This window comes from Parvibaculum sp., from assembly GCF_039680535.1.
Classification (GTDB): Bacteria; Pseudomonadota; Alphaproteobacteria; order Parvibaculales; family Parvibaculaceae; genus Parvibaculum.
In genome coordinates, this window is the sequence record NZ_JBDKSS010000005.1 from 522,938 (window position 1) to 535,049 (window position 12,112).

At 61.0% G+C, this 12,112-nt stretch carries 10 protein-coding genes; 4 read left to right on the plus strand and 6 right to left on the minus strand.

The annotated features are described in order from the left end of the window. Positions 1–236: 236 nt before the first annotated feature. Both ABFC66_RS03685 and ABFC66_RS03690 read left to right on the plus strand, forming a co-directional pair. Positions 237–479: a helix-turn-helix transcriptional regulator gene (locus ABFC66_RS03685; protein WP_346739593.1), complete on the plus strand. Its 243-nt coding sequence runs from the start codon at positions 237–239 to the stop codon at positions 477–479. After that, a complete protein-coding gene (locus tag ABFC66_RS03690; protein ID WP_346739594.1) occupies positions 476–1,732 on the plus strand; it encodes a type II toxin-antitoxin system HipA family toxin in 1,257 nt (418 codons plus the stop codon). The genes ABFC66_RS03685 and ABFC66_RS03690 overlap by 4 nt, the downstream gene beginning before the upstream one ends. A 227-nt stretch (positions 1,733–1,959) precedes the next feature. On the opposite strand, the gene ABFC66_RS03695 is transcribed toward ABFC66_RS03690, so the two are convergent. The 6 genes from ABFC66_RS03695 to yghU all read right to left on the minus strand — a co-directional run bounded on the left by ABFC66_RS03695 (position 1,960) and on the right by yghU (position 7,330). After that, positions 1,960–3,207, minus strand: a complete 1,248-nt coding sequence (locus ABFC66_RS03695; RefSeq protein ID WP_346739595.1) for a tyrosine-type recombinase/integrase — start codon at positions 3,205–3,207, stop codon at positions 1,960–1,962. Positions 3,208–3,466: 259 nt separating this feature from the next. Further along, positions 3,467–4,276 carry a helix-turn-helix transcriptional regulator gene (locus tag ABFC66_RS03700; RefSeq protein ID WP_346739596.1) on the minus strand — a complete coding sequence of 270 codons (810 nt, stop codon included), beginning with the start codon at positions 4,274–4,276 and terminating at the stop codon, positions 3,467–3,469. Next, complete coding sequence (locus tag ABFC66_RS03705; protein ID WP_346739597.1) at positions 4,273–5,130, minus strand: alpha/beta hydrolase; 858 nt, start codon at positions 5,128–5,130, stop codon at positions 4,273–4,275. Before ABFC66_RS03705 ends, ABFC66_RS03700 begins: the two co-directional genes overlap by 4 nt. Before the next feature lie 36 nt (positions 5,131–5,166). Next, positions 5,167–5,532 carry a nuclear transport factor 2 family protein gene (locus ABFC66_RS03710; RefSeq protein ID WP_346739598.1) on the minus strand — a complete coding sequence of 122 codons (366 nt, stop codon included), beginning with the start codon at positions 5,530–5,532 and terminating at the stop codon, positions 5,167–5,169. A 330-nt stretch (positions 5,533–5,862) separates the two neighbouring features. Continuing rightward, positions 5,863–6,303: a cupin domain-containing protein gene (locus ABFC66_RS03715; protein WP_346739599.1), complete on the minus strand. Its 441-nt coding sequence runs from the start codon at positions 6,301–6,303 to the stop codon at positions 5,863–5,865. Between the two features lie 160 nt (positions 6,304–6,463). Next, positions 6,464–7,330, minus strand: a complete 867-nt coding sequence (yghU, locus tag ABFC66_RS03720; protein ID WP_346739600.1) for a glutathione-dependent disulfide-bond oxidoreductase — start codon at positions 7,328–7,330, stop codon at positions 6,464–6,466. A gap of 217 nt (positions 7,331–7,547) precedes the next feature. Between yghU and ABFC66_RS03725 the strand changes: the two genes are divergently transcribed. Together ABFC66_RS03725 and ABFC66_RS03730 are read left to right on the plus strand one after the other, a co-directional pair. Continuing rightward, positions 7,548–8,213 (plus strand): MarC family protein, encoded by a 666-nt coding sequence (locus ABFC66_RS03725; RefSeq protein ID WP_346739601.1) that lies wholly within the window; start codon positions 7,548–7,550, stop codon positions 8,211–8,213. Between the two features lie 552 nt (positions 8,214–8,765). Next, positions 8,766–12,112: MBG domain-containing protein (locus tag ABFC66_RS03730; RefSeq protein ID WP_346739602.1), on the plus strand; the 3,347-nt coding region annotated here is incomplete at its 3' end.

Here is a 12,112-nt window from a genome sequence, read left to right on the forward strand (position 1 = left end):
GCGATGAGGCCAAAATCCTATTTTGGTTAGAGACCCAATTCTGTATCGCAGGCACTGACGCCGGACACATCCAAATTTCTGCAAGACTATGCTCAAGGACGTTGACCTAAACTAAATATTCCCGTACGGGAATATTTTGGGCATTGGAGTCGGTTTGTCGCGGTGTATTTCCTGAGCGGGAAATTTTTGTAGACGCCCGTCAGAAATCCATGATATTTTACCGTTCGGTAAATCTCATGGCCAGAAAAACACTCACTCCTGCCGAGATCGGCGACATCGTCCGAACCACCCGCAAAGCCGCTGGGCTGCGGCAGGACGAGCTTGCGGGCGCGGCCGGTGTCGGCTTGCGCTTCATCGTCGATCTCGAAGCGGGCAAGACCACAGCTCAAATCGGTAAGACGCTTCAAGTCTTGGTGGCGCTGGGATGCTCACTGGAGGTCACGCCGCCGCCCGAAGCCAAAGGAACGCGGAAGACATGACGCGCACCCTTGAGGTCTGGTGGGAGGGGCGTCTGGTAGGGCAGCTGACACAAGACCAGCATGGCGAACTCGGTTTTGCCTACGCGCCGGACTGGCTTAAAGACGGCGACGCACGGCCCCTGTCGGCGTCGCTCCCGAAGCGGGTAGAACCCTTCAACCGTCGTGAGTGCCGCCCTTTCTTCGGCGGTCTTCTGCCAGAAGAAAGCCAGCGCGACGCGGCGGCTCAGGCGCTTGGCGTTTCACGTGGAAACGATTTTGCTCTTCTCGATCGGCTCGGCGGCGACGTTGCTGGCGCGCTCCAGCTTTTGCCGCCAGGCGAAACGCCAACCGTGCCTGCTCTAAATCAGCAGCCAATCCCGCTCGACGACACAGGCTTGATCCGCGTGCTGGACGCGCTGCCCGTTCGCCCGCTACTCGCGGGTGAAGAGGGGTTGCGTCTCTCGCTCGCCGGCGCGCAATCCAAAGTGCCGGTTGTTCTGATGGATGGCGCAGTCGCACTGCCTGCGCCTGGCCAGGCCACAACTCACATTCTCAAGCCCCCGATTGCGCGCTTGTCGGCCACGACCGAGAACGAGGTCTTCGTGATGCGTCTTGCCGCTGCCGTTGGCTTGGATGTCGCGCCGGTGGAGGCGCGTGTTGTGAGGGATCGAACATTCCTGCTGGTTCGACGATATGACCGCGCCATCGGCGACGATGGGGTCGTGCGCCGAATTCACCAGGAGGATTTCTGCCAGGCGCTGGGCGTCCCGCCGGAAACCAAATATGCCAGCGAGGGTGGTCCGACCTTGAAGGATTGCTTCGGACTTCTCCGCCGCGTCGCGGCAAGACCTGCGGTCGATGTGTTGAAACTGCTTGATGCCGTGATCTTCAATGTGATCGTCGGGAACGCCGATGCGCACGGCAAGAACTTCTCGATTCTCTACGAAGCCGAAGGCCCTCGTCTCGCCCCGCTTTATGATCTGTTGGCAACCGTCGCATATCCCGAGCTGTCACCAAAATTCGCGATGAAAATCGGTAAGCGGGCGACGCTTGCCGAACTTGATGCAAGAGGCTGGGCCGCCTTCGCGGCCGACACAGGCCTCGGCTTGCCATTTATCCGACGGCGGGTCGGTGAGATTTGTGAGCGGGTAACGGCTACGGCGAAGGAGGTCGCTGGGACGCTGGCAAGTCCGGGCCTTGATGAGGCTGCGCTTGGTCGGTTTGCTGATCTTGCCCTTGATAGGGCCGCACGATGTGTAGAGACTCTTGGGTGATGAACTGGCCTGTCTTTTCAAATGGGCGTTGTAACTCTGCCGATGATCGGCAACCTGCTCGGCCACACGCAGGTTCAAACCATCCAGTGCTTGCCCGGTTGTTCGACGATCTCGTACGCGTCGGACTTGAATGACCGCCTCCGCCAAATGATTTAAATTGCCCGTTGGCGCGGCGTCTATCGGGGTCGATGGTCGGCTCTTATGCGGCAGGATTTCTGCCTGAAGAGCTAAATCGCGGATTTCTTCAACTCTCCAAATTCAGTGATTCTCCCGCTCAGCAAAAGCCGTTCCCAATCCTCCATCATCTTCCGCCTCTGCTCGAGCAGATCGGTGCGGTGATAGGCGGCTTCTGTCGAGTTGCGGATAGTGTGGGCGAGGGCACGTTCGGCCAGGTCCCGCGGATATCCGTTCTCTGACGCCCAATCTCTGAATGCGGATCTGAACCCGTGGGCCGTCGCCACGCGACCAGGCGTGTCGCTGCTCACTTCTGCGTCCCGCAGGAGTTTCGTCAGCGTCATGTCGCTGAGGGGCGTATTCCGGCGAGAGGGAAAGACCAAAGAGCTTTCGGCAGCCATTTTTCGCTGCCGTTTCAGGATCTCGATTGTGCGAGGCGGGAGCGGCACTCTGTGAAATTGCTTCGCCTTCATTCGCGATGCCGGGATCGTCCAGGTCGCGCTTTTGAAGTCGATCTCATCCCATCGCATGCCTCGAACCTCTCCTGAGCGGGTAGCCGTCAGAATGAGCAATTCGAGCATCGACTTGCCCGCACTGGGCCGGTCATCACTGAACAGGCGCTGGGCGAGCGAGGGCAGGTCGCGCCAGGGGACGGCAGGGTGGTGGGTCACCCTTTCCCGCTTGCCGGGTTGTTTGGCCAGCAGCTTGCCGACGACGCCCACCGGGCTTGCCATGATGAAGTCCTGAGCTGCGCACCACTTCATCACCGTGTCGCACCTCTGCCGGACACGAGAGGCCGTTTCGGGTTTGGAAAGCCAGATCGGCTTCAACGCTTCCGCAAAATCCGATGCCCTGAGCTCATTCACGAGGCGGGTCCCCAGAACGGGAAAGATGTAGGCCTCCAATGTGTTCAGCCATTGGTCAACGTGTTTGGCGTTCCGGAAACCGTCTTTGAGTTCCGCGTGCACTTTCCTGGCAGCCCTCTCGAAGGTGGGCATCTCCTGGCGGGCGCGTCTTTCGGCTTCCTCGGCGCGTCGTGCTTCAAGGGGATCGGTTCCTTGCTGGATCGCCAGACGCGCCTCAAACCCGGCCTTGCGAGCCGCGGCGATGCCGACCTCCGGATAGGTTCCGAGGCCCATGTCCCTCCGCCGGCCGGTGGCGGGCGAAATGAAGCGTAAAATCCATTTGCCTTTCCCTCGTGTCGCCGACGGGAAGAGGTAGAGACCAGACACGCCTCCGGCAGCGAGGGGCTTGGTGTTCGGGGTGATATTGCGGGCCTTTGTATCGGTCAGTTGCGCCATCGATTCCTCAGAAAATTTCAGCTCTCGGCCCCACACTCAGCCCCACATCCAGCCCCACACGAGACGTGAGATTTATCGATGCGGGATGATACGGCTTGAATCGATGGAATCGTATAACATTATGTTTTTAAAAGGAAATATACGCTGAAATTAGATGGCGTGAGACTGATTGAGATAACAAAAAGGCGGGCTCCCTCTCCGCCATTCGCTGCCAAATGCGGCAGGGAGCGCTTTTCGAGAAAATCTTTGAGCGTAGCCTTCAAGTTGGCCTTTTCTCCAGGATTCGGCGGGTTTCGGCATCAGCCGGAAAAAACGCCTCGATGGCAAGCTCGGAGAGCATGACATCGCGCGGTGTACCGAAGACTGTGGTGGTCGAAAGAAACGAGAGTAGCCCGACCTCCGTCACCAGCTTCAGCGGCACAAAGATACCGCCTTGATCTGCCACCACGGGAGCCTCGATCGCCCTCAGTTTGTCGCTGATCGGGTATGCCGAGATATTCTGCAAAAGCTCCGCAAGCACGGGATCGCGGGTCGCCGCGATCTGATGGTGAAGCCGATCAAGAAGATGGGATCGCCATTCCGCAAGATTGGCGATCCGGGGAGCGAGCCCATTTGGGTGCAGACTCAGCCGGAGCACATTGACTGGCGCGGCGAGCAGGGCGTCGTCTTCGACACCGGAGAGCAGCGTGGACAAGGCGTCATTGGCCATCACGAGGTTCCAGTGCCGGTCGACGGCCACTGCCGGAAAGGGCTCGTGCCCTTTCAGGACTAATTCGATCGCCTGCCGCGCTGCCGCCATCGCAGGCTCTTCCAGACTGTGCTCGGTATAGACAGGCGCAAAGCCGGCGGCCAGCAGCATGGCGTTGCGCTCGCGCAGAGGTACGTCGAGCCGTTCGGCCAGATGCAGCAACATCTCCCGGCTCGGTGTCGAGCGGCCGCTTTCGAGAAAGCTCAGATGACGCTGCGAAATCTCCGCTTCCAGAGCAAAATCCAGTTGGCTCATGCGTCGGCGCTGCCGCCAGACACGAAGATAATCGCCGGCCTTCCGGATTTCAGGTTCTGCTCTCATGTCTTCGCCTCAACCTCCGACGCGAAGCGGACGATATCCGCATTGAGTTCGTTCTTGTGCGTGAAATAGAGGCCATGGGGCGCATCCTCGTAAACAATCAGTCTGCTTCCATGGACAAGTTTGCTGGCGGGCTCAGAAGTAAGCTCCAAAGGCGCCGAGACATCCCGGGCGCCATGAATGAACAGGACCGGCACCTCTATGCGGGCAAGTTCATCCCGGAAATCTGTCATCCCCTGAATTCCGGTGAGCGCCAGCATGGCCTGATGCGATGTCTGGTTCATCATATTCAGCGTGGCATCGATTATGCCGCGCGATCCCCGCCCAGCAAAATACGGCTCGGACATGCGCTCCGCCCAGCCGGAGAAATCTTCCTCAAGTTCGGAGCGAACCTCTGCAATCGCTTCGGGCGGAATCCCCACGGGATTATCCTCGGTCTTCATGAGGTAGGGAATGGCTGCTGGCGCAAGCATGATGACGCCAGAGACCCGTTCGCCGCCGTGACAGTCGAGATAGCGAACGACTTCACCGCTTGAGAAGGAGTGAGCGACAATGATGGCATCGCGCAGATCGAGCGTATCGATTACCGCTGCAAGATCATCTGCAAGCGTGTCGAAATCATAGCCGTATCCCGGATCATCGGAGCGACCGTGGGCGCGGCGGTCATAGGCGATGCAGCGGAAGCCCTGCCGGGCCAGCGGCTCCATCTGATATCCCCACATCTGCGAATTGAGCGTCCAACCAGCAAGGAAGAGCAGTGGCTTGCCCTCGCCCCAATCGCGGTAGAAAAGATCGGTTCCGTCGGGGGTGCGAATATGGCTCGGTAACGTGATGGCCTGAGCGGATGCATGAAGCATGGGAAATTCCTTCATTGTTGGCAGTCGTTTGAAAGGTCAGCCGACAGAAGGAATCTTGTCGAGGAAGCCTGTGATCGACTTCAGGCGGTCACCTTCGATGACGGCGAAGTCTGTGCCCTTGATCATGTCGGGCTCGGCCTCCGGCCCAAATACCCAGGAGAAGCGGATATTGCCGGCATAGCCGTCCGGGCGTCCGTCGAGTGCGAAGCGGAATGTCGGGAAACGCTCGTGGACAGCACCAATCAGGGCTGCAATTTCGTTGTGCCCCTTGCCGGCGACCTGCGGATCGACATAGGTGGCATCGTCACTCCAGCCTTCGGCCAGTAGGGCCATGCGGCGGGCGGAATCGGTCTCGTTCCAGACAGCAATATAGCGGTCGGCGACATGAGCAGCTTCGGTCATTGGTCATCTCCATCGGTTGGTCTTCATCTGATGACCGCAGAATGAACACCGTGCGCGACCGCCTCAATTACGTGCCAGGTAATAACCGGATAGCTTTTGGAATGGCGCCTGCAAACGATGCGATCGATCCGGGGAAGGTTCTGGAAAGGCGGGCCATCGCTTATGGGGTGCGCTCGTCTCTTGCACGAGCTGTCCACGAGGAAAGAACAATTACCACGACATCGGTTCATGAACGGGGCGCGCACCGATACGCGCGGCCACAGCCCTTCGGCTGTCTGGTCGAGCCTTGGTTGCCTTCCCACTGCGGCTACGGGTGTCGGTCGGCGCCGCTCAGGGCTTCGCTTCGTTGGCGATGCCTTCCGCGCCCATGTAGACGACGAGGAACTTCAGCGGCACGGAGCCGGTGTTCTGGCCGTGATGGGGCACGCCTTGCGCTTCGATGAAGGCCTCGCCCGCGCGGTAGACCTTCTTGCCGAGCGTTCCGTAGTCCACGGTGAGTTCGCCTTCGAGCACTTGCAGGTACATCGGCGTCTGATGGACGTTGGGCTCGCTCGCCGCTCCGACGGGCAGGGTAATCAGCTCGGAGACGATCCGCGGCTTGCCTTCAGGGTACTTGAAGGGCTTGCCCATGACGTCGGTACTGGTATCGAGCACGACCTTCCCTTTGTAAGCGACAATGCCGGTCGTGTCGGCGGCATGCGCGGCCCATGGGCCAAACGCAAGGCTGACGGCGATCAGGTGTGGAATGGCTTGGGCGAACAGTTTGCTCATCGTCTCCTCCCGATGGTTGTTTGCAGCACGCCGCAATTATCCCGGGAGGAGGCCTGTGCTTCACTGATCCTGCGCAAAGAATGTCGCCGGGGTCGGCGAACCGGTCCGCGCGGGCCAGTTCACCGATCGACAAATGAAGAGCCATATATCCAGCGGGCAATTAGCCCGATGCCTTGCCCGCCTTCTCGAAGTCGCTCGCGTCATGACGCTCGGGGAGCTGGCTCGCCTGATCGCCCCAGACGCGGTTGACCATGCGCCCGCGCTTGACGGCAGGGCGCTCGGCGATCTGCTCGGTCCAGCGATTGACGTGCTTGTATTCCGCGACGTTCAGAAATTCTCCGGCCTCGTAGAGCAGGCCCTTGGCCAGGGAGCCATACCAGGGCCAGATCGCGATGTCGGCGATCGTGTAGGTGTCGCCGGCAATGTATTCGCTTTCGGCAAGACGTCGGTCGAGAACGTCGAGCTGGCGTTTGACCTCCATCGTGAAACGGTCGACCGCATATTCGATCTTGATGGGCGCATAGGCGTAGAAATGGCCGAAGCCGCCGCCGAGATAGGGTGCCGATCCCATCTGCCAGAAAAGCCATGAATAGCATTCGGCGCGCTTCGACGGGTCCTTGGGCAGGAAGGCGTTTCCGAATTTCTCGGCAAGATAGAGAAGAATGGCGCCGCTCTCGAAAACGCGGGTCGGCGGTGTCGTGCTGCGATCGAGGAGCGCGGGGATCTTGGAGTTCGGATTGACCGCGACGAAGCCCGAGCCGAACTGGTCGCCTTCATTGATGTTGATGAGCCAGGCGTCGTACTCGGCGCCCGCATGCCCGGCCGCCAGCAATTCCTCCAGCATCACCGTCACCTTGACGCCGTTCGGGGTCGCCAGCGAGTAGAGCTGGAGGGGATGCTTGCCGACGGGCAGCTCCTTCTCATGCGTGGCACCCGAAATCGGCCGGTTGATCTTGGCGAAGCGGCCGCCATCCTTGTTCTGGTCCCATGTCCAGACTTTTGGCGGGGTGTAAGGGCTGTTCGTCATTTTCCTGGTCTCCCCAATTGATTGGATGTCCAGAGGCTGACCTCAATGTGTCGCCATGGCAACTCCCCCAATCGGCGAACATGCTTCGTCCATGCCATGTTTCGATCCCGCGCCGGTGGGGTGGCTTGTGCTTCTCATGCGGCTCAAGCACGATTTGGAGCAGGAGGCGCATGGGGCACCGTTTGCGTCAGAGCGTTGCCGATCCGTGGGGAGGAAAATGAACCTCGTAACAAGCGCTGCCGCGAGCTTTCTGGTCGCCTTTCCGGCATTCATCTCGATCGTCAATCCGGCGGCCGGGGCCCTCATCTATCATCAGGTGACGGCAACGCGGAGCCATGCCGAGAGGACGAAGCTCGCATGGCGTGTCGCGGGCTATTCCGCGGTCGTGATGCTCACCGCGTTCTGGGCCGGCGCGCCTGTCTTGAACTTTTTTGGCATCAGCATCGAGGCGCTGCGTGTCGCGGGCGGTCTCGTGGTTGCCGCCCGTGCCTGGGAAATGCTGTCCGAGCCCGAGGAGAGCGAGGGGCGCAAGAAAGAGCAGGCTGCCCCCGCCGCCATGGGCGCCGACGTCGCATTCTTTCCGCTGACCATGCCTTTTACGACCGGCCCGGGCACGATCTCCGTCGCGATTGCGCTGAGCGCGAGCCGTCCCGCCATTGCCGCCCAGCTTGCTCCCTTCTATCTCGGCGTTTCGGTCGCGGCCATCCTCGTCGCGCTCTCGGTCGGGTTCAGCTACGCGCTGGCCGATCGCATCGTGGCGCTGCTCGGACCGGCGCGCGCACGGATCATGACCCGGCTCTCCGCCTTTCTGCTTCTCTGCATCGGCGTGCAGATTCTCCTGACGGGGGTCCGCGGCGTCTTCGAGGCTATGCCAGGGCAATGATGCCGCCGCCGTAGCGGTAATTGAAACTTCCGAAGCCGGACCCGCTGCCCAGCTCGTCAGCCATCCTCCGTTCGCAGATCAGCATGCGATTCGCCCGCGCGCGCCCTCAACGGGGCTCGCCGCCGCTGCGGCCCGAGGCGACGCAATCCGCACAGTAAAGTTCATTATGGAACAATAAAACGGCGCCGGGCCTCTTGGGACCGGTCGCATACTGACGGATTTCTCGCTTCCTCATTCAGGGAACTGCGAAAGCCATGCCGGGCATCGCCTCGGAGGGCGCTCTTAAGCCCGGGACGGGGGTAGTCTATTGATATGGAACGCGATTTCGCGTCGGCCGCGTTGTTTCAAACACTTCGGCAACAGAACGGCAACACTCTCGCAGAAATTAGCCGAATTCGCGCTGTGTCATAATGTGTCATGTGTTTCAGCTTGAATGTCGCATTATGGTTCAATTAAGTTCCCGTTAAATATCTGTAATCGCCCTAAGTGTGTAACAGGCGTGGCATGACCGCTGCACCTGGGGGGCACAGGCGATTAAAAAAGGGGCTTTCCGTGTCAAACAGAAACAATCTTCGCACCCTCAAGGTGCTGAAGTCCGCGCTGCATTTGGGCGTCAGCTATCTGACCATCGGTATCATGACGGTGCAGCCCCTCTACGCGGCGGGCGCGCTTCCAACCGGCGCCAATGTGGTTGCGGGCGACGTTTCTGTTTCTTCCACGGCTACCAGCACGGAGGTCACGCAGACCTCCGCGGCGGGCATCGTCAACTGGTCGAGCTTCTCGATCGGCGAAGGCAACACTGTCCAGTTCAACAACGGCACTGGCGCGACGCTGAACCGCGTCACCGGCGATACGATCTCTTCGATCGACGGTACGCTTTCGGCGACGGGCAGCGTCTACCTCATCAACCAGAATGGCGTCATCGTCGGCAGGAACGGCGTCATCAATGTCGGCGGCGGCTTCGTCGCCTCGACGCTCGATGTGCTGGACGACGATTTCCTCAATGGCGGCGACACCACCTTTGCCGGTTCGAGCAAGGCTGCCGTCGTCAACTACGGCAAGATCGGCGCGCTGGGCGGGGACGTCGCCCTGATTGCGGCCAAGGTCGACAATGAAGGCTCCATCGACGCGCAGGCCGGCACGGCGGCCCTCGTCGCGGGTTACGAAGTCCTGATGCGCGACGCGTCCGTCGCCGACGGCAAGTTCGTGGTCAAGGTCGGCGGAACCGACACCGAGGCGCGCAACTCCGGCGGCATCAAGGCGGCCGATGCGGAACTGCGCGCGGTGGACGGCAACGTCTATGCGCTGGCCGGCAATACGGGCGGCTATGTCAACGCCACGGGCGTTTCGTCGTCCGACGGCCGCGTCTTCCTGACGGCGGAAGGCGGCACGGTTTCTGTCGGCGGTACCGTCTCGGCGCAGAAGGCCAATGGCGCCGGCGGCACCATCGTCGCCACCGGCAATGCGGTCGAAGTCGGCGCCACGGCGAAGCTCAAGGCTGATGGCGCCACGGGCGGCACGATCCTTCTCGGCGGCGACCAGTACGGTAGCCAGGATGCCTCGCGCAAGCTTGTCGATTTCGACGTGGCAAATGCCTCGACGACCGTCGTTTACGATGGCGCCGAAATCTCCGCGAACGGCACGAACGGCAATGGCGGCAATGTCGTCCTCTGGTCGAACGACTACACCTATCTCGGCTCCAGCGCGGTCTCGGCGACGGGAGCAGGTGCGGGCAATGGCGGTTTCGCCGAAGTCTCCAGCAAGGGCGTGCTCGATTTCCAGGGCTTTGTGAATCTGGGCGCTGCAAACGGCACCGCGGGCACGCTGCTGCTCGATCCCTATAGCCTGACGATCAGCGCGAGCGCGAACAATAGCGTGAACGGTGTGCCGAGCGGTCCGACCTATACGTCAAACGGCGGCAGCTCGGTCCTGAATGTCACGACGCTGACCAATCAGCTCGCAAACAGCGATGTCACCGTTCAGACAGGTGGCGGAAGCCCCGGTGCGGGCAATCTGACCGTCGCAACGGCGATCAACTGGAGCAGCAACAGCTCGCTGACGCTCAATGCGCATAACGACATCACGGTCAACTCGGCGATAGGCTGGACCGGCAATGGCTCGCTGTCGATGAATGCGGGCAACGACATCACGGTCAACTCGGCGATAGGCTGGACCGGCAGCGGCTCACTGTCGCTGGATGCAAACGACGACATCGCGATCAATTCGGGGCTCACCTGGACCGGCAATGGCTCGGTGACACTCGACGCGCATCACAATCTCGCGATCGACGGTGCGATCGCGAATACGACGTCGGGATTGGCAGGCCTCAACCTGAAGGCCGACGACTCCATCACGCAGACTGCGGCCATTCAGGTCGCCAATCTCAACATTCAGGATCACACCAACGGTGGTGCGCCGTCCGTCGCGCTCACCAATGCGGGGAATGCCGTCACGACGCTGACGGGCGGCGCCAACGGCAACCATCGTCTCGGAGACTTCAGCTTCACCAACAGCAAGTCACTGACGATCGGCAGCGCCGGCTTACATTCCATCGGCACCGTCACGGTGGTTGCGAGTGGCGCGGGGAGCAACATCACGCTGGCTTCCGGCGCGCAAGGCGGAATCGATACCTCCGCCAACACGACGCTCACGGTCGCAGCGGGTGGAAATTTCATCAACAACGCAGGTTCGAGCGCGCTGGATACGGGCTTTCTGGGACGCTGGCTTGTCTATGCCGGCAGCTCCGTGGGCAATACCTATGGCGACCTGGACAGCGGCCATCAGGCGATCTGGGGCAAGAGCTACGGGCAGCCGCTCGGCGCCGGCTCTGGCGGCAATCGCTACGTCTTCGCGGACGACAGCGGCACGCTCTCGGTGACGCTCGATCCTCTCAGCAAGGTTTACGGCACGACCTACACGTTCAGCAGCGGCGATATTGCGTCCGCGAGCCTGAACACGAGCCATGTGGCAGTGGCCAACGCCTATCAGGCGACCACGGGCTCGACGACGAATCTCACATCCGGCCAGATCGCGACCATCGCGCTCTCGTCCACGGGCGCGGCGGCGACGGCGAATGTGGGAAGCTATAACGTCAATGCGACCTACGGCGCTTATTCCACGACGGTCACGAACGGTCTGTCGGTTACCAAGGCGACGCTGACGGTGACGGCGAAGAACCAGTCGAAGACTTACGGCCAGACGGTGACTTTCGGCGGGAGCGACTACACGGTTTCGGGCCTCAAGAACTCCGACACGGTGACCAGCGCGACGCTGACCTCGTCGGGCGCGGCGGCCTCGGCCAACGCGGGTAGCTACGATATCCTCGTCAGCAATGCGGCCGGCACGGGTCTGTCGAACTACAACATCAGCTATGCCAAAGGCACGCTGACGGTAAACAAGGCGACGCTGACGGTGACGACGCAGGACGCGTCCAAGACCTATGGCGACGCCAATCCCACCCTCACAGCCACTTACTCGGGCTTCGTCAACGGTGACACCAAGTCCGTCATCAATACGCTGGCGACGGTGACGACGACGGCCAACGCGCAGACGGGCGTTGGCACCTATGCCATCACGGCCAGCGGTGCGTCGGACAACAACTATACCTTCACCTATGCGAACACCGGCCTGTTGACGATCAACAAGGCGGCGCTGACGGTGACGGCGAAGAACCAGTCGAAGACCTATGGCGACGCGTTCACTTTCGACGGCACCGAGTACACGGTTTCCGGTCTCAAGAACTCTGATGCGGTGACCAGCGCGACGCTGACCTCGTCGGGCGCGGCGGCCTCGGCCAACGCGGGCAGCTATGCCATCTCGGCCAGCAACGCGGCCGGCACGGGCCTGTCGAACTACACCATCAACTATGTTGACGGCACCTTCTCGGTCGGCAAGGCGGC